General features: G+C 51.1%; 22 protein-coding genes. 18 read left to right on the top strand and 4 right to left on the bottom strand.

The window, feature by feature from the left end; genetic code table 11:
• Positions 1 to 337 precede the first annotated feature (337 nt).
• A complete protein-coding gene (locus DEV76_RS15735; protein WP_109698873.1) occupies positions 338 to 1,360 on the bottom strand; it encodes a hypothetical protein in 1,023 nt (340 codons plus the stop codon).
• Positions 1,361 to 1,547: 187 nt separating this feature from the next.
• Between DEV76_RS15735 and DEV76_RS15730 the strand changes: the two genes are divergently transcribed.
• A complete protein-coding gene (locus DEV76_RS15730) occupies positions 1,548 to 2,288 on the top strand; it encodes a glycosyltransferase family 2 protein (protein ID WP_109698872.1) in 741 nt (246 codons plus the stop codon).
• Positions 2,289 to 2,295: 7 nt separating this feature from the next.
• Here DEV76_RS15730 and DEV76_RS15725 read toward each other — a convergent pair whose 3' ends face one another.
• Positions 2,296 to 2,547: a helix-turn-helix domain-containing protein gene (locus tag DEV76_RS15725; protein ID WP_157962922.1), complete on the bottom strand. Its 252-nt coding sequence runs from the start codon at positions 2,545 to 2,547 to the stop codon at positions 2,296 to 2,298.
• Positions 2,548 to 2,660: 113 nt separating this feature from the next.
• Positions 2,661 to 2,822, bottom strand: a complete 162-nt coding sequence (locus tag DEV76_RS25955; RefSeq protein ID WP_157962921.1) for a hypothetical protein — start codon at positions 2,820 to 2,822, stop codon at positions 2,661 to 2,663.
• Positions 2,823 to 3,049: 227 nt separating this feature from the next.
• Between DEV76_RS25955 and DEV76_RS15720 the strand changes: the two genes are divergently transcribed.
• Positions 3,050 to 3,634: an outer membrane beta-barrel protein gene (locus tag DEV76_RS15720; protein ID WP_157962920.1), complete on the top strand. Its 585-nt coding sequence runs from the start codon at positions 3,050 to 3,052 to the stop codon at positions 3,632 to 3,634.
• Between the two features lie 244 nt (positions 3,635 to 3,878).
• Here the strand turns inward: DEV76_RS15720 and DEV76_RS15715 are convergent, their stop codons facing one another.
• The gene (locus DEV76_RS15715) at positions 3,879 to 6,575 is read right to left on the bottom strand and encodes a putative LPS assembly protein LptD (protein WP_157962919.1); all 2,697 of its coding nucleotides are present in this window, start codon (positions 6,573 to 6,575) and stop codon (positions 3,879 to 3,881) included.
• A gap of 227 nt (positions 6,576 to 6,802) precedes the next feature.
• Here DEV76_RS15715 and DEV76_RS15710 point away from each other — a divergent pair, with 227 nt between their 5' ends.
• From DEV76_RS15710 to DEV76_RS15635, 16 genes are all read left to right on the top strand, one after another.
• Positions 6,803 to 8,098, top strand: a complete 1,296-nt coding sequence (locus tag DEV76_RS15710; RefSeq protein WP_109698868.1) for an N-acetylmuramoyl-L-alanine amidase — start codon at positions 6,803 to 6,805, stop codon at positions 8,096 to 8,098.
• Positions 8,099 to 8,194: 96 nt separating this feature from the next.
• A complete protein-coding gene (locus DEV76_RS15705) occupies positions 8,195 to 9,190 on the top strand; it encodes an MlaD family protein (protein WP_109698867.1) in 996 nt (331 codons plus the stop codon).
• A gap of 11 nt (positions 9,191 to 9,201) precedes the next feature.
• Positions 9,202 to 10,833, top strand: a complete 1,632-nt coding sequence (locus DEV76_RS15700; protein WP_232826962.1) for an OstA-like protein — start codon at positions 9,202 to 9,204, stop codon at positions 10,831 to 10,833.
• Positions 10,834 to 10,854: 21 nt separating this feature from the next.
• On the top strand, positions 10,855 to 12,039 hold the full coding sequence (gene nhaA / locus DEV76_RS15695; RefSeq protein ID WP_109698865.1) for a Na+/H+ antiporter NhaA: 1,185 nt from the start codon (positions 10,855 to 10,857) through the stop codon (positions 12,037 to 12,039).
• 93 nt (positions 12,040 to 12,132) lie between these two features.
• Complete coding sequence (locus DEV76_RS15690) at positions 12,133 to 12,603, top strand: hypothetical protein (protein WP_109698864.1); 471 nt, start codon at positions 12,133 to 12,135, stop codon at positions 12,601 to 12,603.
• Between the two features lie 30 nt (positions 12,604 to 12,633).
• Positions 12,634 to 13,173 (top strand): hypothetical protein, encoded by a 540-nt coding sequence (locus DEV76_RS15685; protein ID WP_109698863.1) that lies wholly within the window; start codon positions 12,634 to 12,636, stop codon positions 13,171 to 13,173.
• Between the two features lie 74 nt (positions 13,174 to 13,247).
• The gene (locus DEV76_RS15680; protein ID WP_109698862.1) at positions 13,248 to 14,759 is read left to right on the top strand and encodes an NAD(P)H-hydrate dehydratase; all 1,512 of its coding nucleotides are present in this window, start codon (positions 13,248 to 13,250) and stop codon (positions 14,757 to 14,759) included.
• A 124-nt stretch (positions 14,760 to 14,883) separates the two neighbouring features.
• Positions 14,884 to 17,109 carry a sodium-translocating pyrophosphatase gene (locus DEV76_RS15675; protein WP_109698861.1) on the top strand — a complete coding sequence of 742 codons (2,226 nt, stop codon included), beginning with the start codon at positions 14,884 to 14,886 and terminating at the stop codon, positions 17,107 to 17,109.
• Between the two features lie 204 nt (positions 17,110 to 17,313).
• Positions 17,314 to 18,273: a hypothetical protein gene (locus DEV76_RS15670; protein WP_109698860.1), complete on the top strand. Its 960-nt coding sequence runs from the start codon at positions 17,314 to 17,316 to the stop codon at positions 18,271 to 18,273.
• A gap of 75 nt (positions 18,274 to 18,348) precedes the next feature.
• The gene (locus DEV76_RS15665) at positions 18,349 to 19,314 is read left to right on the top strand and encodes a trypsin-like serine protease (protein WP_157962918.1); all 966 of its coding nucleotides are present in this window, start codon (positions 18,349 to 18,351) and stop codon (positions 19,312 to 19,314) included.
• A gap of 39 nt (positions 19,315 to 19,353) precedes the next feature.
• On the top strand, positions 19,354 to 20,880 hold the full coding sequence (locus DEV76_RS15660; protein WP_109698858.1) for an MAC/perforin domain-containing protein: 1,527 nt from the start codon (positions 19,354 to 19,356) through the stop codon (positions 20,878 to 20,880).
• Positions 20,881 to 20,958: 78 nt separating this feature from the next.
• On the top strand, positions 20,959 to 22,173 hold the full coding sequence (locus DEV76_RS15655; protein WP_109698857.1) for a glycosyltransferase family 4 protein: 1,215 nt from the start codon (positions 20,959 to 20,961) through the stop codon (positions 22,171 to 22,173).
• A complete protein-coding gene (locus DEV76_RS15650; protein ID WP_109698856.1) occupies positions 22,157 to 22,936 on the top strand; it encodes a sulfotransferase domain-containing protein in 780 nt (259 codons plus the stop codon). The genes DEV76_RS15655 and DEV76_RS15650 overlap by 17 nt, the downstream gene beginning before the upstream one ends.
• Positions 22,933 to 23,472, top strand: a complete 540-nt coding sequence (locus DEV76_RS15645; protein ID WP_109698855.1) for an adenylyl-sulfate kinase — start codon at positions 22,933 to 22,935, stop codon at positions 23,470 to 23,472. Before DEV76_RS15650 ends, DEV76_RS15645 begins: the two co-directional genes overlap by 4 nt.
• Before the next feature lie 62 nt (positions 23,473 to 23,534).
• Positions 23,535 to 23,945: an Rrf2 family transcriptional regulator gene (locus DEV76_RS15640; protein ID WP_109698854.1), complete on the top strand. Its 411-nt coding sequence runs from the start codon at positions 23,535 to 23,537 to the stop codon at positions 23,943 to 23,945.
• 54 nt (positions 23,946 to 23,999) lie between these two features.
• A complete protein-coding gene (locus DEV76_RS15635; protein WP_109698853.1) occupies positions 24,000 to 24,860 on the top strand; it encodes an NmrA family NAD(P)-binding protein in 861 nt (286 codons plus the stop codon).
• Positions 24,861 to 25,112 lie beyond the last annotated feature (252 nt).

Below are 25,112 nucleotides of genomic sequence, written 5' to 3'. Positions count from 1 at the left end.
GAGTCAGCTCAAACAGGATAGAGCATCCCGGCCTTGCGCCGGGAAGGTCATTGGTTCGAATCCAATCCGGTTCACACATAGAAAAGAACAAATCGGTATCATACTGGTTTGTCTTTTTTCTTTCTACCCCATCAAAAGCACATCTCTCCCCTTCCTGTATAATACATGTAAGTATACTGTTTAGTTACCTTATAGTATCCTAAAGTATATAAAAGCCCCCTTTTCCTTATCTGTATTGGGTTTGATACCGTTTTATATACATTAACCCTACAGTAACCCTTCTTTAAACCTTCAGTACCCCTTCAGTATGGCAGATTTAGAAAAGTAATAATTCCCCTTACCGCAACGCCCCTCCTTCTTTCACCAAACATTCTGCATTCGCTACTTTCATCATGAAATAAGGGTGTTTACCGGCCTGCTCCTGCATGAGGATGAGAAAGGGCTTATCGAAGTGAAGGCGCTTCACAGGAACGTTATCGGTAACCTCGGGGACACTGACTGCCACTGCCACGGCCTCACTTTCCAGTATCACGCCCTTTTCATCCAGCACAAAAGCCGTACGCTGGGCTGCTTCCACGATGCGTAGTGTTTGTCCGCGTACGGTAACCGGGAGGTTGATCAATTCATGAAAGGAGCACGACAAATGAAACCTGATCTCCGGGATCAGTACATCATCATCCGGGCCCAGTGTATACTTCCAGGTGTTTTTCTTTTTCGCCAGCTCCTGTTTTCCTTTACCGACAGCAGCAAGCACCTTACTCTCCATAACATTGAGCTTTTCTCCATCGGCGAAGCCTTTGGCGAGCAGGATCTCGTCGTTTTCCGGCCCTGCAGTGAGGCGGAGTATGAATTTATCATCGTCTTCGTAAAACAATACCTGCATCTGCGCGGCCTGTGCTTCCATATACCGGGGCATCCCGAAAGCACGTACCTGTGCTTTCTTTCCAAATGTCATTCCTTCCGGTTTGCGCTGGAAGGGTACGGCGAATGGCAGGTCTTTCTTAAAAAATGCGGATACCAGCAAATCATCGCCAAGCACTTGTGCTTCCGTTGAATAATTTCCGCTGCGCAGGGCGCCCTGGTGGGATGTGGAGGTATTCAGCCGCCGTACGAGGGGATTTACGCTGGCAGGATCACTGCCAAGGATACGGCTCAGTTCATCCCAGGCAATCGCAAAACTGGCGGCATAGATGATATTATCGCCCGGTTCACCGGGGTGCTCCGGTACGGGTACAAAAACCGTCCGCATAGAAGAATCGAGCCGCACTTCTGGCGGAAACCCGGTAGTATCCGGAGCGGTACCCTGCTTACAACCGGTGGACAGGAGAATAATGATAGGAATAATAAGGGCTTTGTACATAGGTTTTCACAGAAAGGAGGTCAAAGCTGCTCCTTCTCTTCAAATGTACGTTTATACCTTCTGATTAGGAACTCCCTCGTTTCAATAACAGGAAAGGGGCTGCGAAATGCTTGTATCACAAGGCTGAATATCTTTCAACAAATTAGTGCAATATGCTAACTTTGCTTTCCCAAATGCAATTCATAATATGAAAACCGCACCCAGAGTCTCCGTTATTATCGCCACATTCAACGCCATGGTCCATTTGCCGGAGTGCCTGGAATCGATCCGGAAGCTGGAACGTGACGACCTGGAGATCGTGATCGTGGATGGCGGCAGTACCGACGGTACAATTGCATACATTCAATCTCTGCAATGGCCTCACCTGCGCTGGATCAGCGAAAAAGATAAAGGCATTTACGATGCCCTGAATAAAGGTGCACGCATGGCATCAGGGACATGGGTACACTTCCTGGGGTCAGACGACCGGTTGCTGCCCGGCTTCTCCCAATTGATGGATATGATGACCGATGCTTCTACCATTTATTACGCCAACAGTGAAGAATGGTATTATGGAGACGGGAAACCCGATTACATCCTGCTGGGTGGCAAATTCAGTAATTACCGTATTGCCAAATACCCGGTGAACCATCAGGCTATCGTATATCCTGCAAAGATTTTCGAAACCCACGCGTATAACCTGAAATATAAAATCTTCGCCGATTACGCACTCAACATCCAGTTATGGGGCAGCCGGCAATACAAAAAGAAGTACGTTCCCCTTTACATCGCCAGTTATAACATGAACGGCTTCTCTTCCACCATGCGCGATATGGAATTCAGAGCCGATAAGCCTGCCCTCGTGCGTGAGCATCTTGGCTGGCTGGTATATATGCGCCTGGCTTTGAAGCGCCTGAAAAAGAAGTGGGAAGGTGATCACGACTGGTAGCAGGATCTTACTTCAGCGGATGATCGGCAGGTAAATGCCCGTTGAAGAAATGATGAGGCGGTACCCGTAGCGCCTGTGCCAGTTCCAGTATCGTGGAAAGCTGCGGATCTACGTCTGCCCGCTCTATTTTGGAAATATCTGCATGATCTACCCGGCATAACGCAGCCAGCCTGCGGAGACTAAGTCCCGCTGACAGCCTGATCTTTCTGATGTTTTGACCAATAACTTTGCGTTCTATATGCTGGTTGCCGTTCGCCATGCGATTGCGGCAGCCAAATTGATTGTTTTCTTTCCAAAAGTTGTTGGGCCCTGACCCAACAAGGCATAATTTCCTTAACTTTCCATTCACAATCCAATCAGAAACCCATGCAATCATCCATATCCGAACACCCCGTTCACCAGAAAATACTGCGCCTTACGGAGCAGCTTAAACCACTTGGGGTCACCAATGTCCACATCAGGTTTTGTGGTATCGAAGCTCATTTTGTACCGGATGAACCCATCTCTTCCATACACATCAAAGAGGAAAGGCATTCCTCTCAGCAATATTTTCCAGTATCCCCCATTTCATCCAGCGTAATTATCCTCGCAAAAGATATTCATCACCCCTGGTGAATAAATTAAGGACAAAATAATTCACGCGACCGGGCATTCCTGCCCGGTTTTTTTATCTAGATAAGGCATCTTGCTTCTGTTTTTAAAAACGGATTCTTATTTTTATACATATTATAATTTATTTAATCCCTTATCACTGTTCACTAATGAAAAAACTGCTATTGCTGTTAGGCGTCTCTTTGACTGCCACCTGTGCCTATTCCCAATCTTTCATGCATGGAGCTGGTGTTGCCGTATTTGTAGAGAAATACAAGGATGTTGATGCCGGCACTGCCGTGGGCTTCACTTACTCTCCCCGTTTTAACTTCGTGGAAAGTGAAAGCATGTCTGTATCTGTGGGTATTCCCATCAGCCTGGCCTTTTCCGGCAGCGGGGAATACAATTCCCGTACCGGCGCCTCCGACGATGCTAAGCTGGGCATCCTCATTAACGCGCCTGTAATGGTGAATCTTAACTTCGGCGCCGGTTCTTCGCCCGATAACGAAAGCCGCTTTGGCGGATTTATTGGTGGCGGCGGCGGCTTCCACTGGGGTGCTTCTACCGAGCAATTCGACCAGAACGGCAACGTTAAGAACGTAAGCGGTACCACTTTCGGCTATGCCGCCAATGCGGGTATGCGTATTGCCCTGGGCGATTCCGGTAAAAACATCGAAATCAAAGCCTCTTACTTCAAAGGCGTTAACGAAGGCAAGCTGGACCTCATCGGTGTAGCAGGCATCTTTAACTTCTAACCGGAGGTCAAAGCATATTCAAAGGGCTGTCTCAACACTGGTGAGACAGCCCTTTGTTATTCCCTCTAATCGCGCTGTAATCGTACTGTAATAGCGTTCGCATCTTACCCAGTCTGCCTACAGCTTACCGGCGTCTTATCAACTCTCTGAGTAACAGGTTAAAACAACAAAAAGGGCTTCCCTTGCCGGAAAGCCCCTTTCTATTACAATTAATTATAATTCAAGTATTTATACTACTCCCCCGCTAAAAGTCCTGGAACTGCCGCGTTCGGTTAATCCGGAGGTCGCGGAGGATACCTGCTTTGGGGTTAATGGTAATGCTGAACTGACGGTAGCTGCCGAAAGGCACCAGGTTGATGCTCATCTGCCAACAATGCAGGTCGCGGGAGATGGTAAGCGTCGTATACGATATCTGCTTCAGCCTGAAATCGAAACCACTGCTCATTATGATCTTCCACTTGGGGGTAAGACTAAAATCTCCGCTAAAGCCCAGATATTGGGTGAAGATGGTAGTATCGCGCAGCAGGTCCTGCGAGCGGCCGCGAGTATAGTTCAGGCTGTAAGACAGATCCAGCCGCCAGGGTATATCGAAATCCACATAATCCCCCGGGTTGGCACGCATCATTTCCAGCTGGCGGCGTTGCTCTTCGAGCTGCGCATCAGGCAGTTCCCCGTTTTCCTCCATCTCCTCTTTCTGCTTCTGCTTCTCTTTCGTTTTGGCATCCTGGCTCTGGAAAGAAGTACTCAGGGCAATGTTGGCGTTCGTAAGTCGGCCCAGACTGAATTTATCCCCTTTCCACATATACTTATTCACCCTGCGGCCTATCTCGTTCAACTGGTAAGGGTCAATAGTACCGCTGGCAGATATGTTTACTTTATCAAAGAGGTTGGTACGTGCGTTAATAACGAAGGGAGACAGGTTAAAACTGTCTGCCACCAGGTTATAACTGGAGCTGATACCGAAACCGTCGAGTATTTTGACCTTGCGGAAGCCGGACGTGTCTTTGTCTGACCGCACTTTCATTTCAAGGTTGTTATCAATACCGAAGGTAAGCCCGGCAAAAGTCTGGTTGGAAGAAGGGCCGAATGGCGCACCGGCAAAGAAAGAATAAGGTGTCTTGATACCCGTCATATCAGTCTGCAGAGAATCATATTCTTTACCGCTTGCCAGGTCCGGTGAATAGTTCACACCTATATTAGGTCGCATCACGTGGCGGATGGCCTGTACCTTTGATTTCTTATTCCTGAACCCGTACATACCATACAACGCAGTACTGAGGGAAGTACCGGCAGACATGGCGCTGCTGCGGAAGAAACCGTTTACATATGTGGTATCCAGGTTCTTATCTGTCGGGTTCCATTCCAGGTGCTGCTGGCGGATGTACCATTTCTCCGTATAGTTGACGTTGGGCGTCATGATGATATTCCGTGTTAAGGGAATAGACAGCGAGATGGGAATCTGGTGCTGCATACCGGCCTGTAGCCTGTCGAACATGGCGGGAGTTCCGAAAGTACTGTCCGCAAAGTTGATATTGTTACGCAACAGGGCGTTATAGCTCACCCCGATCTTCTCATACCACTTGGGATTACCCACCATCTCCTGCCGCTGGAACGGGTAAATGGTATTCACGTTAAACGAACCATCGGGGAAGTTGATATTATATTGGCGGGTAGAGTTGTTCTGGTTATGGTTGGCGGCGAGGGTAAGGTTATATGGCTTGCCCACCCAGCTTTTTGAATAGTTGATGGACGACGACATGTTGTTGTTCAGCCTCCGCGAAGCGTCGAACACGTTGTACGTATTATAAGAGGAGGTACCGAACTGCACGCTGGCGCCGAAGTTGGTACCGGGGCGGGCTTTACCGTCCTGGCTATGGCTCCAGGTAATGTGGAAGTCTTTCGACCGGGAGAAATCCTCCTTTACTTCCGGATCACCGAAGCGGGTAAGCGAATAGGCCAGGTTGAGGCCGCCGTTGTATTTATATCGTTTGCGGTACGAGGGACTGAAAGTAGCGCCCCAGCTGCCGTAAGAATAGATGTTGGCGCGAACGGTCATATCGAGGTATTCGCCCAGGCCGAAGTAGTAACCGCCGTTTTCAAGACCGAGGCCTTTCTGCTGGTTCACCACGTATTGCGGTGGCAAAAGGCCGGTACGCTGGCCCTGGCTGATGGGGAATATCGCGAAAGGGATGAACAGCGGAGTGGGGATACCTTCGATCTCAAGGTTGGCCGGACCGGATACAATCAGTTTGTTGGGGATTACCTTGATCTTTTTAGCACGGAAAGAGAAGTGCGGCGTATCGAGGTTACAGGTGGTATACCCGTTCCTGAAACCGAAAATGGTATTATCGGGCTGCTTCTTCACCTTTTCGCTGGCCACAAAACCTTCGCCGTATTGTGCACGGGTCTGGTAAATCATGGCTTTGCCGCTGTTGAAGTTATACTGTACCGAGTCCATCTCAGAACTGGTGGCACCATCGTTCAGTACGGCTTTATCAATGGGTTTGCCTGCGGTATCCACTCCCATGCGGGAAGTGAGAATGCCGGTGGCCTGGTTAAAGTCCATCGTATTACCGGTGAGGGTGGTATTCTCGTATTTTACGTCTGCCTTCTTATATAACCGGAATTCCTTTTTCTTCACATACATGACGATGGAGTCTTCCGCTTTGTAATTAACCGGTGCGGTAAGACTATCTTTGGAAAGCCGGACGTTCACGGTGTCAGTTTTGACAACGGAAGCGGTATCGAGGCGGAGAGAGTCGGGAACAGGTGGTGGAACGGTGTCGCGGGCAGGCACAGGGCGTGGGCGCGAGGTATCTTTTGCGAGAGAATCCCTGCTGGGAAACTTAACCGCATGGGGCCTGGGTACTGTGTCTGTGAAAATTTTGTTAAAGTAATTCGGCTGAAACACCGCAGCAGCCGCTATTTCGTCTTTCAGCAAGGACCAGGCCGTGAATAAAAGTACGATCAGCGGCAGGAACCGCCGCCTTAAAAAGTTTTTTAAATTATTTTTGCAGAAAGGGTCCATGTGTAAAACGGGCACAAACCTACATGATTTTATACAATTTATTAAATTGATCGTAAATACAACATGCAGGAGAGGGTGGCGGCAGGGAATGGACCTGTGCAGAACGAATCAGACACAACCCATTAAAACATAGTATTGACATGCGCTGGAAAAGAGTTTTATTTTCAGGATTAGGCATAGGACTACTCTATACCTTTTTCATTCAAGCAAAAACTGCACCGGATTCCGGTCCGCCGGTTCAGGATAAGCCCATCCGTACCATCGTGATAGACGCGGGTCATGGCGGGCACGACCATGGGGCTACCGGGTCTTATTCCAGTGAGAAGAACATTACGCTGGACGTGGCTACCCGGCTGGGGAAGATCCTGGAAGAATCGCTCCCGGATGTAAAGATCGTGTATACACGAAAAACCGACCGGTTTGATGATGTGAACCGCAAAGCCGCTATTGCAAACGAAGCCAAAGGCGATCTTTTTATATCCATCCACTGTAACGCCGCACCTGATATTAAACGGGTAACAGGTTACAGGACACAGACTTACCGTGATAAGAAGAAGCGCAAGCGTACCCGTAAAGTGCCCATTTATGAATCGTACCCCAACCCTGCCAAAGGCACGGAAACGTATATCTGGGCCACGAGTAAGAACAATGCCAAAACAGAATCGCTCCGGAACAACTCCGTGATCGTGTTCGACGCCAATTCTGAAGAAACCCAGCAATTGATGGATACGAAGGACCCTGAGACCATTATTATGCTCAATACCCTCCGTAACGCCTTTTTCGATCAGAGCCTCCGCCTGTCTAACCTCGTGGAAGATGAGTTTACCCGTGTAGGCCGCATCAGCCGCGGTGCCCGCCAGAGGAATGAAAAGGGTATCCTGGTACTGCATGCCACCGCCATGCCCAGCGTGCTGGTGGAACTGGGCTTTATCAGCAACCCTGAAGAAGAAAACTACCTCAATTCCGCCGACGGCCAGAATGAAATGGCTCATTGCATTGCCCGGGCGGTAAAGAAATATAAGGAAGAGCTGGAAAGGTTTAACAAACCCGGCCATTCCACTACCCGCCCTGCGGAATCTCAGGAACCGGCCCCTGCACAGCAGCAACCTGCTTCTCCCCCGCCTTCGCGGGTGAACCCTGCACAGGAGTCCCCCGTTAGCGGGGGGCACGCTGCAGCGGCATCGGCTCAAACAGACTATCGTGTACAGCTTCTCACTACAGAGAAGGTGTACACCTCCCGGTCTTCCCTCTTTAAAAACCTGAAAGGCAATGTGAAACGGGAATCGTTCCGCCAGAAGGGTAAATCTGTCAATAAATATATCTGGGGTAACTTCCGCACCGAAGCGGAAGCCAACGCCGCCCTTTATAAAGCCCGTAAAAACGGCTTCGATGATGCTTTTCTGCTTACCTACAAGGATGGTGAGCGTATAGACTGACCCCGCCCCTCTGGCCCGCCTTTTGCATTAATTCTGTTTACCTACGACTGCGCACCATTGTTTTGACTATTTTTGCAAACGAACTAATACTACCCGATGCTGAAAGTTAATAATGAAACGAAAGTAGGTATTCTGACCGTGCTCGCCGTTGTGCTGCTTGTACTTGGTTTCAACATCCTGAAAGGCAGAAGCCTCTTCTCTACCAAAAAGACCATCTATGCCGTATATACGCAGGTAAACGGCCTGCAAGCCTCCAACGTTGTTATGGTCAACGGCCTGGGGATCGGTACCGTGCAAAGTCTTTCCGTTATGGACAAGCGCGCCGGCCGCATCCTCGTTACCCTCCAGATCAATAAAGACATCGAAATCCCCAAGAACTCAGTAGCCCGCATCAGTGCAGACCTGCTGGGAACAAGAAAAGTGGAGATCGATTTCGGGAATACCGATGAATTCCTTAAAAACAAAGACACCATCTACGCCGCTACCGACGGTTCCATTACCGATGCGCTCAAAGAGCAGCTCAGCCCCCTCGTAAAGAAACTGGAAACTACCCTCGGTGCGGTAGATACCCTCCTGCTCACGGTGAACTCGGTATTCGATACCGCCACCAAGCATAACCTCCGCCAGGCGGTTGCCGGCCTCAACGGTACCCTGAACAATCTCAATAACGCCACCCGTTCCATCAACGGAATGCTGGCCGAAGGCGGAAAGATCTCCGGGACCTTTGATAATTTCAGCGCCGTATCCGCCAATCTGAAGAACAACAACGAAAAAATCTCCAATATCCTGACCAACTTCGACAAAGCCTCCGGCTCACTGGCCAACGGGCAGATCGATTCCACCCTTACTTCGCTCCACAGCACCATGGCGCGCCTGAATGAAGTAGCCGGAAAGATCAGCAGCCCCGATGGCTCGCTCGGGTTGCTCATGAACGATAAAAAAGTGTACAACAACCTGCAGGGCTCCCTCGGCAGCCTCAACAAACTGCTGGAAGACCTCCGGTATAATCCCTGGAGATATGTACACCTCAGCGTATTTGGCCGGAAAAACAAGGTAGTGCCCATTCCTTCCGATACCGCCACCGCACAATGATATCAGTAAAAATGTTCAAACAGTCCATATACGGCCTCGTTCTCCTTGGCGGGATAGGCGCCACCGGTGCCATGTCTGCCCGGAATACACTGCCTGCAAAACAGTCCGGTACATTCCAGCAGAAAGACACCTCTAAAATTATCCATGTACTGCAGGCCAAAAGCCTGGTCAACCTGCAAAGCGACTCCGTAGTGCAGCGCCGGTTTATTGGTGATGTTATTTTCAGGCAGGGCACCAGCACCCTGTACTGCGACAGCGCCGCCTTTGATCAGAAAACCAATATCATCGAAGCCTGGGGCCATGTACACATCAACCAGGCCGACAGTGTGCATACCTATTCCGACATACTCACCTATCACGGTAACGAACGTACGGCCATCCTTAATGGCAACGCCAAACTGACCGATAACAAGATCGTACTCACCTCTCCCATCCTCCATTATGATCTCAATACCAAAATCGGGACATACGACAAGGGCGGGAAGCTCGTGAACGATAATACCGTGCTCACCAGCCGCGAAGGGATTTACTTCGGCGATACAAAAGATGTGCATTTTAAAAAGGAAGTAGTGGTGGTAGACCCTGAGTTTACCCTCGGTACCGATACCCTTTACTATAATACCGAAACCAAAATCGCCACCATCATGGCGCCGACGACCATCAACGACGGCAAAATGATCATGTACGTGACGGACGGGTATTATAATACCGACCTCGGGTATGGCCATTTCGGCCAGCGCCCCGTGATCGAAGACAGCACCAATACATTCACCGCCAACGAAATAGAAACCGATAAGGCTACCGGCATCTCCATCGCCAAAGGCAACATGATCTGGCGGGATACCGCCCAGAAGATTGCCGTGCTTGCCAATTACGGCATCATCAACCAGGGACAGAAATCGGTAATGGCCACCCAGAAGCCGGTTACGCTGATTGAAGGGAAAACCGATACCCTGTTCGTTCGTGGAGATACCCTTTATTCCGGTGTGGTGCCCCGGTTTATTGACAGTGCTGCCCTTGCAGTAAAAGACAGCGTTGGGGTGAAAGACAGTCTGGCAGCGAAGCCGGATACTACCGAAAAACGATTCGTTATCGCATATCATAACGTGCGCATCTATTCCGATTCCCTGCAGGGTGTTTGCGACAGCCTGTACTATTCCGGGGTGGATTCCATCTTCCGCCTTTACCGCGATCCCGTATTATGGGCCAGCATGAACCAGCTTACGGGGGATTCGATTTTCCTCTTTACCAAAGACAGGAAAGCCGACCGCATCCTGCTCGATCAGAATGCCATGATCGTCAACGAAGTAGGGCCGGACCTGTTCAACCAGATCAAAGGCAACACCATCCTGGGGTATTTCGGGGAAGAAAAGCTGGACTCCATGTATGTGAACGGCAACTCCGAGAACATCTATTACGTGCAGGACGACGACAGTGCATTTATATCCGTGAACCGGCTGCAAACTGCCAATACGCGTGTATATTTTGAGAAGGGCGAACTGGAAAGGATCGTGTTCGTAAAAGAACCGGAAGGCACCATGTATCCCCTTTCGCAAATACCTGAAGACCAGAAAAAACTGAAAGGATTCCGCTGGGAAATTGCCCGCAGGCCTAAATCCAAATATGAACTGCTCGGGCAGTAATTTCTCAACAAAAAACTTTTCATGAAGCTGTTCTCCATCAAAGGACCCTTACTATCTCCCCTATGGCAATTTCTGCACGACAGCCGTGCTGTCGGAATCGTGCTTATCGTTTGCACAGTGGTATCCATGATAGTAGCCAACTCTGCCTGGGGTAACAGCTACATAGCTTTCTTCACCAGTTTATTTGACGCTGAAGGTGGCCACCACATCGAGTTTTATGGCCTGCACCTCCCTAATTCCTGGCTGTTGTGGATCAACGATGGCTTTATGGTGGTATTCTTTTTCCTCGTAGGTATGGAAATCAAAAGGGAGCTGACAACGGGCGAACTGGCATCTCTCCGCAAATCCCTGTTGCCTGTATTGGCAGCAATAGGCGGTATGCTGGTACCTGCGCTCATTTACGCCATTTTCAACAGCACCACGGATTACCATCACGGATGGGGCATACCCATGGCAACTGACATTGCATTTTCGCTGGGTGTGCTTTCACTGCTGGGCAGCCGCGTTCCCCTGTCGCTGAAGATCTTCCTTACCGCCCTCGCCATCATCGACGACCTGGGCGCCATCCTTACCATTGCAATATTCTATACGGATGAACTGCATACGGCATACCTGCTGGGCGGTGCCAGTGTACTCGCCCTGCTCCTGTTGCTCAACTTCTTCAAAGTAAAGCGGATAATTTTCTACATCATTCCCGGCCTTGTGTTGTGGTATTGTGTATTCAATTCCGGCATCCATGCCACCATTGCCGGTGTGCTGCTGGCATTCTGCATTCCTTTACAGAAAATTTCCCAACTCGAACATAAGCTGCACGACCCGGTGAATTTCATCATCATGCCCATGTTCGCCCTTGCCAATACCGCCATTATTTTCCCATCCGATATTACCGCCGCCTTCTCCCACACCGTGAGCTATGGCATTATTGCCGGGCTTGTGCTGGGTAAGCCGCTGGGCATATTCGGCATGAGTTTCCTCGCAGTAAAACTGCGCGTGGCAAGCCTCCCGGCAGGTACCAACTGGAAGCAGCTATGGGGTGTGGGTATGATTGCAGGCATCGGTTTCACCATGAGCATATTCATTGCTTCGCTCGCATTCAGTGAAGCGGAGATCCAGGTGGTTTCCATCATGTCAGTAATACTCGCTTCCGCAGTTGCATCCCTCACAGGGTTCATCTTTTTACGGAGTTTACGCCCCTCTGTAAAATAAAGCCGGTTACCTGCCGTTTATGTAGCATTCCTATGCAAGCGTTTCCCCGCGCCTGTCCGCCTTTGGCATTGTTATTGCAAATAATCGTTTAGCATGAATAAAAGTATCATCTATGCCATGATACTGCTTTGCATGGCAGGCAGCGCCAGTGCACAGCAGTCGCTGAAAGGACAAAAAGAAGCCGGTATCCGGCTGGGGCTTCCGCTCGGTGTTACAGGCCGTTATTTCTTCACAGATAAATCCGCAGCGGAAGGTATCGTAGGGCTTTATAACCGGACCTTTACGGTAACGGCTTTGTACCAGTATCACTTTGACCTTTCCGCGCTTACCATGGATGGGTTCGGATGGTACGCAGGCGGTGGCGCTCACCTCGGCACACGTGACATTGATGGCTCGTATAAGTTCCTGGGTGGTATTGACGGCGTGGCGGGCATCAATTACAATTTCGGGCCCATCCCCCTCAATCTCAGCCTCGACTGGAAGCCTGCCATTCATTTCGGTCAATCGTCTGACCTGGCGGACTTCGCTGTATCCGCACGCTATATTTTCGGCAGAAGCAAATAACCAACATTCCGTTTAATCTAAAATGCACATATGAAAAGGATTCTGTTGCTCTTTGGAGTACTTTCACTGATGATGACAACTTTCCAGGCAAATGCCCAACGCAGAAGCGGTGGCGGCGGTAACCCAGCCGACTACAACACTGCACTTGGCGTTCGTTTAAACCCCTGGCTTGCAGGCTTCACCGTAAAGCATTTCATTAAGGGGCCACATGCCATCGAAGGCCTTGTTACCCACTATTTCAATGGTAACGACGAGCCTACCAACGTAACCTTCACCGGTCTTTACGAGTATCACTGGAACGTGTTCGGTAAATCCGAATGGAACATGTACGCAGGCGGTGGCGCCCACCTCGGCCTCTGGCGTGCTTATGAGTGGGATAACGGCCGCAGAAGAGACCGTACCACCAAAGCAGTTGCCGGTCTCGACGGTATCTTCGGTGTAGAATACACCTTCAAGAAAATTCCGCTGAACCTCAGCGCCGACCTGAAGCCGTTCATCAACTTCAACGACGATTACAACGATTTCATCGGTGAGCAAATGGGCGGTGTTTCCGCACGTTTTACTTTCTAAAGCGTATTCCTCAAATTAGTTAGCGGCTGCTTCCGGCAAGGGAGCAGCCGCTTTTTTTTGTTATATTGGGGGATATGAAAATCTTGTCTGCCCCCCAGATACGAGCAGCGGATGCCTATACAATCGCGCATGAACCGGTATCCGGACTGCTCCTGATGGAGCGTGCCGCCACTGCATGCACGGAATGGATCGTGCAACGGTATGCCAACGATCCTAAGCCGTTTTACATCTTCTGCGGTACGGGTAACAATGGGGGCGACGGGCTGGTAATTGCCAGGAGGCTGGCGGAACAAGGGTTCCCGGTACAGGTGTGGCTCGTGGCGCATGGTAATCCATCGCCTGATAACCTTGCCAATCAGGCCCGTGTACCTTTTCTGCAAATGATCCGTGAGCCTGCGGAGTTCCCTAAAATGGAAGCACCCGGGGTTATCATAGATGCCCTGTTTGGGACAGGCCTTAACCGTGCGCCCGAAGGCTGGGTGGCAGGTATCATTCATCAGATCAACGACCAGCGCGGCCGTCATGAGGTGATCGCCATCGATATACCTTCCGGCCTGATGGCAGATAAAAGCGCAAAGCAACATGCGTGTATACATGCGCGTTACACCCTCACTTTTGAATACTGGAAGCTGGCATTGCTGATGCCTGAAAACGGCGCATATGTGGGTGAAACAGTGCTCATCCCTATCGGGCTGCATCCTGCATATACGGCTTCCGTACAAACGGAATATCACCTGGTGGATATGGAGATGATCCACACTATTTACCGTCCGCGTGATCCTTTTGCGCACAAAGGCACGTATGGCCATGCGCTGTTGATAGCAGGCAGTTACGGGAAGATGGGGGCCGCGGTGCTTTCCGCCAGAGCGGTTATGCGTGCGGGTGCTGGATTACTGACCACACATATTCCCCGTTGCGGATATGAAATTATGCAAACCGCTTTCCCGGAAGCCATGTGTGAAACCGAAGAGCAGGCGCTGTATGCGGCGCATTTCGATGAACCCTTCCGCCTGCGGCGTGCTCCTGATTACGATGTGATCGGTATTGGCCCGGGCATTGGTACGGAGCCTGCCACCGCCAAAGCATTGGAGCGCCTGCTGGGGCACTGGCAGGGGCCCATGGTGATAGATGCCGACGCCCTCAATATCCTCTCCAGATGGCCTTCCCTCCTGCCCCTGGTGCCTAAAAACAGTATACTGACGCCTCATCCGAAAGAGTTTGAACGGCTTTTCGGGGCTACTGACGATCATTTTGAGCGCCTCAGCCTCCTGCGTGCAAAGGCGTCCGAATGGCAACAATACATTTTGCTGAAAGGGCGCTTTACCGCCATGGCCTGTCCGGACGGGGCCGTATTCTTCAATCCTACGGGCAATCCCGGCATGGCAACTGCCGGAAGCGGTGATGTACTCACCGGCATCCTTACAGGCCTCCTGGCGCAGGGATATGCCCCAAAAGCAGCGCTTATCCTCGGGGCATGGCTCCATGGCAAGGCGGGAGACCTGGCCGCTCCCACCTCCCCGGAATCCATGATCGCTTCCGATATCATTGAGCAACTGGCAAACGCATATGCAGAAATACAGCAGTAGCGTCCATATTACGCTTATAGTAAATATATTAGACTACTAGTAAAATAAATTCTAATACATTATCTTCGTCAACCTTGAAAATCATAACATAAAGCCTTGTAATTTTTAAATGGATTAAAAGAGTATGAGTATAGCTTACATTATTCCACTGTTCGGACTGATTGCACTATTATTTACCGCGGTACAGAGCGCCTGGGTTTCCCGTCAGGATGCGGGAAACGAGCGGATGCAGGAAATTGCGAGGCATATTGCGGAAGGCGCCATGGCCTTTCTGAAAGCTGAGTACAAGATCCTCACCTATTTTGTGATCATTGCAGCCCTCCTGCTGGGCTACATGGGGTATTCCCATGAAAATTCTGACTGGACCATTGCACTGGCGTTCATTGTGGGCGCTATTTTCTCTGCAACGGCCGGTTTCATCGGTATGAGAATTGCCACCAAAGCCAACGTGCGTACAGCACAGGCTGCACGTACCTCCCTCGCCAAAGCCCTGAAGGTGTCTTTCACCGGTGGCTCTGTAATGGGTATGGGCGTTGCGGGCCTCGCCGTACTGGGCCTTGGCGGGTTGTTCATCATCCTCAAAGCTTATTTCGGTGCCGAAGCCAACACGGCCGAAATGGTAAAAACAATTGAAGTATTGACCGGCTTCTCCCTGGGTGCAGAAAGCATTGCGCTCTTTGCCCGTGTGGGTGGCGGTATCTATACCAAAGCGGCCGACGTAGGGGCAGACCTCGTGGGTAAAGTGGAAGCCGGTATTCCGGAAGACGATCCGCGTAACCCCGCCACCATCGCCGACAACGTGGGTGATAACGTGGGCGACGTGGCCGGTATGGGTGCAGACCTTTTCGGATCGTATGTAGCCACTGTACTTGCCACCATGGTACTGGGCAGTGAGGCACGCGCTACCGATAACTTCGGTGGTCTTTCCCCCATCCTCCTCCCCATGGTAATTGCCGGTATGGGCATCATCTTCAGCATTCTCGCCACCTTCCTGGTGCGTATCAGCGACAAATCCGGTCTCAGCACCAGCGCAGTACAGAAAGCGCTGAATATGGGCAACTGGGGTTCTATCGTTATTACCGCCATTGCCTGCGTAGGCCTTGTTTACTGGATTCTTCCGGCTGAACCCTTCTACCTGCAGCGCGACTGGATCGGTGGAGACGCACTCCGCCCCGGAGCAATCGCCATCACCCAAAATGGTGTACTGGGCGCCATCTTCGTGGGTCTTGCCGTAGGTGCACTCATGAGCATCATCACCGAGTACTATACCGCTATGGGTAAACGCCCGGTATTGTCTATTATCCGCCAGTCGTCTACCGGCCATGCCACCAACGTAATCGGTGGCCTAGCAGTAGGCATGGAATCTACCCTGCTCCCCATCATTGTACTGGCAGCAGGTATCTATGGTTCTTTTGCCTGCGCCGGTCTTTACGGTGTGGCAATCGCCGCAGCCGGTATGATGGCAACTACTGCCATGCAGCTGGCTATCGACGCATTTGGTCCCATCGCTGATAACGCAGGTGGGATCGCAGAAATGAGCGAACTGCCGAAAGATGTGCGTGAAAAAACCGACATCCTCGATGCCGTTGGCAATACCACAGCCGCTACCGGTAAAGGTTTCGCCATTGCATCCGCAGCACTCACCGCACTGGCGCTTTTCGCGGCATTTGTTGGTGTAGCGGGTATTTCCGGTATCGACATTTATAAAGCAGATGTACTGGCAGGCCTCTTTATCGGCGGCATGATCCCCTTCATCTTCTCCTCCCTCGCCATCCGTGCGGTAGGTGAAGCGGCCATGGCTATGGTGGAAGAAGTACGCCGCCAGTTCCGTACCATCCCTGGTATCATGGAAGGTACCGGCAAACCGGAATACGATAAATGCGTGGCCATCTCCACTGAGGCATCTATCCGTAAAATGATGCTCCCCGGAGCCATTGCACTGGCTTCTCCCCTGATCATCGGTTTCATCTTCGGACCTGAAGTACTGGGCGGCTTCCTCGCTGGGGCTACCGTTAGCGGTGTACTCATGGGTATGTTCCAGAACAATGCCGGTGGTGCCTGGGATAATGCCAAGAAATCTTTCGAGAAAGGCGTTGAGATCAACGGAGAAATGTTCTACAAGAAATCTGAGCCGCACAAGGCTTCTGTTACCGGTGATACCGTGGGTGATCCTTTCAAAGACACCTCCGGCCCTTCGATGAACATCCTCATCAAACTGATGTCTATCGTTTCGCTGGTAATTGCCCCCACCCTCGCTGAAATCCATGTACATAAACAAGAAGTGCCTGTTGCCAAACAACAGCCTGCTCCTGAAAAAGTACAGAAGGAAGTAGCTGCGGTGAAATTCTAAGCTTACCGTTTTATCACCATACAAGCCGGTCTCCAGTGAGACCGGCTTTATTATTTCCACAAACCCAATTGTTGTTCCGACAGGAAAAACAGCTTCCTGAAAAGCCGATTCCAGCTGCACGTAACCATTTGAAATGCAGGAGCTTTGTTATCCCAGCAGCCATATAAGAACCGTCATCTATTGTTAAAACCTAAATTCTATCTCATGGAACTCACCCAAAAGATCCGGCAGACAGACATTGAACCCCATATGTCTGCCCTTCAGGGATGGCTACGCAACAACATCACAGGTATGTATGCCGGCCGTAAAAGGAAAAATGGTAAGAAAACTGAACAATGGGCGATAGTGATGCATGTGCAGCAGAAGAAGTCGCCCGACAGGCTGGCGTTAGATGGTGATACACCCATTCCTCCTTATTTCGAGCTTCCCATTTCAATATCCGGCGGGAAAACGGAAATGGTCAAAGTACCGACGGATGTCGTAGAAGTAGGCGCATTTGTGACTAAGCAGATGCCGCAGCCAATGGTTTCTACAGACCGGGTGCGCCCTGCTCCCGGCGGTTACCAGATACAGGCACAAGGGTGCCCGCTGGTGGGAACCCTGGGTGGCAGCATTACCATCAATAACCAGTACAGGATGCTATCCAACAACCACATCTTGTCTTGGAACGGACAATTCACCCATATTTTCCAGCCCGATGCCCGGGACCCTCAAAACGCGCTGGCAGATGTATCGGGATTTGTGAACATGGTTACTTATCCCACCTCCAACCAGCAAAACCCGGTTTATAACCAGACAGATCTGGCATGGTGCAATGTAACCCAGGAACAATGTGCGCCGCAAATACAGGGTATCGGGGTGCCGGTGGGCTTTGCTGCTCCGGCGGTAAACATGCAGGTAAGATGCTTCGGCGCCTCTACCGATGAGGTTATCCAGGCCACTATTGAATCCATCCAATTCCGCACCATCTCAATGATGCTCAATAATCAATATGCCTGGTTCCAGAACTGCCTTTTGCTGGAAGGGGAAGACTTCTTCCCGCTGGCGGGCGATTCCGGGGCATTGCTGATCAACAACAACATGCAGATCGTTGGCATCCTTGCAGGCTGGAACGCGATTGCCGGCCCATGGGGCTGCCTTATCCCCACACAATTAATTCAATAAGCGATCTATCCTTCGGTATTAAGAAATCCTATAGCAAGAACCGTCAGCTATTCTCGAAAACCTAAACTCTCTTTTATGCAACTCACAAAGCAAATTGAGCAGACGGACATTGAGCCTCACATGTCTGCCCTGCGCGGCTGGCTTCGCGGTAACATCGTTGGTATGTATGCCGGCCCAAAACGTAAGAACGGGCACAAAACCGATCAATGTTCTGTCGTTTTTCACGTACAGCACAAGAAATCGGCAGACAGGATTGCGCTGGATGGTGATGAAGCTATTCCTCCATTCCTGGAGCTGCCCATCGCACAGAACGGAGGTAAACCTGTAATGGTTAAAGTACCTACGGATGTGCAGGAAGTGGGCCCCTTCCGCGATGATGCGGAGCCTGTTGCCAAACCGGAGCCCATGGCATCCTGGGATCGTATCCGCCCTGCCCCGGGAGGCCAGCAGGTGCAGCCTCAGGGCATCAACATGGCAGGTACGCTGGGTGCAAGCTTCAACATCAACGGGCAATACCGGATGTTATCCAACAACCACGTATTGTCTTACAACGGGCAGTATACACGCATCTATCAGCCCGACGTAAGCCAGCAGCAGAATTACCTCTGTGATGTATCAGGGTTTATTAACCTGATCACGTATCCGAACTCCAACCAGTTCAACCCGATTTACAACACCACCGATCTGGCCTGGTGCAATACCACGCCCCTTGTATGCTCTCCGGCCATTAATGGTATCGGAACGCCGGTGGGCTTTGCTGCTCCGGCTGCAAACATGCAGGTATCATGCTACGGTGCCACTACAGATGAAGTGATGCACACCTCCATAGTATCGGTTCATTACCAGGGCGTCATGCGCATAATGGGACAATATGCGTGGTTTCAGGATGCCATCTGGCTGAATGGGGACAACTTTGCTCCCCTCCCGGGCGATTCCGGATCAATCCTCGTCAACAATCAATTACAGATGGTAGGTATTCTGACCGCTACAAATGTTTTCGGAGCTATGGCCTGCCTGATTCCCACCCAACTGATTCATTAATCATCCTATCTCTCACCCTAAAACCCAAGGAGGTTTATCATGAACATCATTCCAGGAGCCGACGTAGTAGGATTCGGCTTTAACATTCTGGGCGAATACGACATTTCTTCGCTCACCTCACAGCTTTTCATACACAAAACAAATGATGCATCGGAATACACATTTGCCGGCATCACGTATGAAGTGCCCGACAATCTCGCGGTAGTGCCTAACTCCAACGTGTATGGCACTACGGAAGTATTTGAAGGTGCCGAACAATTCCAGAATTTCTTCTCTGCCAAAGCAGGCGTCAGTGGCTCATACGGGGCTTTCAAGGGCCAGTTTGACGCAGCCTATGCCAACACCTTCAACTCCAACACCAGTTACTGGTACTGCATGACGGAAGCATCCTTCAATTGCTGGGATCTTGTACTGGAAGACACGGGCGTCCAGTGGCTTTCTCCCGGATTCTCGCAAGACCCGTCTGTAGATACGCTCCCCAGCGTGTACAACAACGACAACAAGGAAGATTTCTTCCGTGTATTCCGCAAATTTGGTACACACTACGTATCGCAGGTGATCTGCGGCGGCAACATGAACTACTACGAAGCGGTGGAAAGATCCTACAGCAGCAACGAGCAGGAAATCAGTGCCAATGCTTCCATGGAGTATAAAGCACTGTTCACTTCCGCCAAAGCCACCTCCGAAGCAGAATGGAATCAACTGGGACAAACATGGGCCAACAGCCGCATTGTGACTATTGCCTGTACCGGTGGGGACGCCAGTATCCTAAACATCCTGAACCCTGGATTCGGTGACGATTACAGCAGCCTGTACACCAAATGGTCCACTTCCGTGAATACCAATCCTGCCGTTATGCAGTTCACCCTGCGCCCGCTTTCCACACTCTTTACCGGCGCAACCGCAGATGCAGTACAGGAGGCCCTCGTTGCTTACATGAACGGTGCTATCATTGCTCAGGCAAATGCCAATTTCACTCCCGGCACCGGGCAAAACGGCAGCAACTTCACAACCGGCGCTACCATGATCTGCAACAGCAACGTCATCAACCCCGACTCAGTTATTCCTCCTTCCACTCCTAAGGGCTGGCCGGTAGGTGCGCTGCAGGTAGCCCTGCTCGACAGTCAGACGCAGGAAGTGCAGATGTGCAAAATCTATTACCAGGACAACAACGATTTCAATAACCAGCCCCTCATTTACACCTATATGCTGAAGGATATCCAGCAATACGGACAGGGGAACTACATCTGCGTGGTATCCGCATTCGCGGTGAACCTCATGAACTACCCCACCGCAGATTTCGCCAACTGGCTCTATACCTGCGGCGCCTCCCTCAGCGGCTGGAAACAGTACATCGGGTTTACGGGTTCTCCGGGTATGGTCAGCTACACCTGCATCGGAATGAAAGGGCTCATGCCGGGTAAAGCAAGCGAAAGCTTTGCTATGACTACCGACTGGATGGACAGTCCATGGCTCGTTGGCAGCATCAATGCAGAATCGGAAATACTCCTGTATGATCCGATTGTGACCACACAGCAACAAAAGGAATTGCAGGACAAAGGATAGCACCGTTATCAGACAGCATATCAACGCGGCGGCCAGGGTACTCCCTGCCGCCGCTCCTAAAAGAACCGGAAGACGCGCATGAAACTCTTACTTATAGGGCAATTTGCACAGCAAACAGGCATGGCCCGCATCACACAACTAATAGCCCGCGGGCTTTCCACCCGGCACGATGTTCATGTGCTGGGTGTAGACGCATTCAGTAAAGAACCATTCAAAGGCACATTCACATTACACTACAACCCACACCCCAACGATGTATTCGGGGAATCCGTGCTGCCGGGCCTTATAGACCAATTGCAGCCCGACGCCATCCTTCTCTATTGCGACATCTGGTTCGCAGGCAGATACACTACCGCCATCCGGCAGGCAGCGCACCGCTGCCATGTTGCAGGGTACATCCCGGTAGATGGCGGACTCAACCATGCTGATTTTGCCAAAGGCCTGGCACAGCTCGATTCCATAGTGGCCTTTACCAATTTCGGGAAGCGCGTGCTGAAAGACTGTGCCACACAACTGGGCCTCTCGCGCCGGCAGCCTTTCCGCAACATGGCAGTGATCCCCCATCCCCTCGATGGCGGGCGCTTTTATCCATTACCCGGTACTACCGCCGGCCGCAGGATCGCTGCCCGGGAAGCCCTCTTTCCGGGGCAGGATGACCTGCGCAGGGGCTTCTGGGTACTTAATGCCAACAAGAACCAACACCGCAAACGCATCGATCTCACACTGCGGGGCTTTGCAGCTTTTGCCCGTAACAAACCTGAGAACGTACGGCTTTGCCTGCATATGGCCACAAAGGGTCTGGAAACCGAAGTGGAGCAGCAGGCACGGCTGCTGGGTATATCCGGCAGGCTGGTGCTTACAGATCCGGGCCGTAATCATCCGCACTGGCCTACCGAAAAACTGAACCTTCTATACAACGCCTGTGATGTAGGGATCAATACCGCCATGGGCGAAGGCTGGGGACTGGTAAGCATGGAACATGCCGCAACCGGCGCACCACAGATAGTGCCCGACCATACTGCCTGTTCGGAATTATGGAAAGGATCTGCCGCTCTCATACCCGCCAAACCTCATACATATGGCAACGGATGGCTTACCGGCGGGCTCGTGGAACCTAATGGCATAGCAGCGCAACTGGAACGGCTGTATGAAGACAGCGGTCATTACCATCACCTGCTGCAGGCTGGTATCCGGAACGCCACACAGGATGCCTGGTCGCAGGAAAGCATTGCCAATATGTGGGAACAGCATTTTGAACAAATCTTATTAACCGATCATGCAAACATTCATTAAGCAGTACGGTGAAAAGCGCACAGGCACCAATTACCTGCGCGCATTGCTGACCACGGCCTGTCCGCAGGCACAGGTGCTGATGCATATCCTCGGCGATAAGCACGAAGCCCCTCCCCGGGCCCTCTTCGCCGGTGATGCAGCCTCACCCTGGGAGCTGACCATCCGCCATGCCGCTGCCACTACCCGTGCAGATGACAACCGGCAACAGGTATTTACCGAAGAATTATCCACCGCGCTCGCGGAAGCCCTGCAACGGCGGGAAGTGTATTACTGCATCTCCGTTAAGAACCCGTATGCCTGGGCATTCAGTATGATGAAACAGCATGGATGTGCAGATTCCCGGGATGTAAAGCCGCAGCGGCTAAGCCTTTTCCAGACGATACTGACCGCTGCCTGCGAGGAGTTTAACCGCAAATATGCAGCCTGGTACCGGCTTAGGGAGGAAATGCCTGAACAAACCATGATCGTACGGTATGAGCACCTGCTTGCCTGCCCCCGGGAAACGGTGGCCAACATCTGCGGTAAAATGCACCTCCCTTTTCTGCCAGAAAGCATGCAGTCTCCCGAAAAGATCGTGCTTCCCGCCCACTGGGATCACCATCCGCCCGAAACGCATCATGAAACATTCGACGGCGGATTCTACCGCTCCGGAAAGTACCTCAGCCTCCTGCATCCTGCATTGATTGAGGTGGTGGATCAGCATACAGACTGGGAGCTGATGAGCGCCTATGGATATAAAAACGTTTCAACTTTTCAGTTATGATCGTACAGTTTTGCGGAATGTCAGGCGCGGGAAAAACCACACTGGCACGCTTTGCGGAGCAAAAACTCCGGGCAGCAGGATGCCCTGTGGAAGTGCTGGACGGTGATGAATGCCGGGGCCGCCTATTTAAGGAGCTGGGGCTGAGTATGGAAGACCGGGCCGAAAACATCCGCAGGCTGGCATGGCTGGCCAGCCGTTTTTCCCGGCACGGCATCTTCACTATCATTTGCGCCATTAACCCCCTCGACCATGTGCGCCGGGAAATCACCAAGACTTACGGCATCGCCGCCACCATCCAGATAGACTGCGCTCTGGAAGAACTCATCCGGAGGGACACAAAAGGGCTTTATAAGCGCGCATTTCTCCCCGAAGGACATCCAGACAAGGTATATGGCCTTTCCGGCGTTAACGGCGTTTTTGAACATCCTATGGCCCCGGATCTCATTATCCGGACAGACCAGCAGAGCGAGGCAGAATGCGGTAATCGCCTGTATGAAATGCTATTGCCCCTGGCACTGGGTATGGCTGTACGCTAAAATATTTTTGGCGGGAATTTAAAATCCTATACATTTGTACTGTAATCTTAAATATTACAGTATTGGTCCGCAGTAAATTTGCCATACACGTTCACATACTTTCGCTCATGGGCAGTTTCACAGACGAATGGCTAACCTCCGAATTCATCGCGGGGTCGCTGAACAGTAATGCTGCGCTGGTGAGGAAGGAACTGAGTGCCCTGCGGAATGCGGGCCTTGTGGAAAGCAGGGAAGGTAAAAACGGAGGTAGCCGGCTGGCCCGCCCGCTGGAAAACATCCGCCTGTCGGACGTTTTTGCCCTCGTGAAGGAGGATCATATTTTCAGCTTCTCCCCCAACGATCCTAATCCGGACTGCCTTGTTGGTAAAAATATCAACAAAGCCCTCGACAGCTTGTTTACCGGTATAGATGATGCGGTTGGCCGCCAGTTAGGGCAGGTTACCCTTGCTGAGTTCATCAAAAAGCACTTCTGATTTTTTTTACTCATAACTGTAACAATATTTATAACATTTATTAAAACAAGAAACATGTCAAACACTATTCTCGTACTCGGAGCAACCGGATTTGCAGGAAAGGAAGTTGTAAAGGCCCTTGCGGGGAAACCCGGCATTGAGGTGAAAGCTGCCACCCGCTTCCCGGAGAAATATAAAGCCCCGGCGGGTAACGTAACGCCGGTACACCTGGTACAGGAAGATGCGGCTACTTTCGCACCGGCCCTGGCTGGCGTGGATCTGGTATTCCTTTCCGCCCTGCCCCTTGATGCAGATGCAGCCGGCAAGCTCCGTCCGTTTATCGACGAAGCGAAGAAAGCACAGGTGAAGAAAATCGTTTTCCTGTCTGCCATAGGCGTTGAGCATGTGGAAGCGGCCCCTCTCCGCCAGATAGAGCTGTACCTGATTGCTTCCGGCATCCCGTACAACATCGTTCGCCCTAACTTCTTCATGGAAAACTTCTCAGAAGGCCCTTTCAGCCCCACTATTAAACAACTGGGCAAGATCCTCATTCCTGCCGGAGATGGTAAATATTCCGTGATCTCAACGGCGGATATTGCCGCGGTTTCCGTGGAATTGCTGCTCAATGAAGCACATGTTGGTAAAGAACTGACGCTCACCGGCCCTAAAGCGGTTGATAACCATGAAGCAGCAGCTATTATTTCTGCAGCCAGCGGTAAAACCGTTACGTACGAAAACATTCCCGAGGAAGCTTTGATCCAGGGTGTTATTGCATCCGGCGCTCCTGAAAGTGCAGCGCATTACCTTGCTATGCTCGTGGGAGCAGTGAGAAACGGCCATTGTGCTGTGGTAACCACTGCAGTGAAGGATATTACAGGTAAAGACCCCGTATCGCTGGAAGATTTCGCAAAAGCGCATAAAGCATCTTTCTCCTGATAAAATGCCCGCATACAGTCTTAAAACACCTGACTGATTTATATGAAAAAGGCCGTCTCATTCTTTCGAAGAGACGGCCTTTTTCATGCTCAGTGCTTTTGCTTTACAGTTAATATCGTATCGGATTCGGGAGTTTCATCCTTCAGTGATCCTTCAGTGATCCTTCAGTCAACCACCAGTGAACACCCCCTTTTACTGAAGGATCACTGAAGGATGACTGAAGGATGGCAGTTTAATTACTTGATAATGAAT

Source organism: Chitinophaga deserti (genome assembly GCF_003149455.1).
Classification (GTDB): Bacteria; Bacteroidota; Bacteroidia; order Chitinophagales; family Chitinophagaceae; genus Chitinophaga; species Chitinophaga deserti.
The sequence above is the reverse complement of the archived record's forward strand: the minus strand, read 5'-3'. Positions and strand labels throughout refer to the sequence as shown.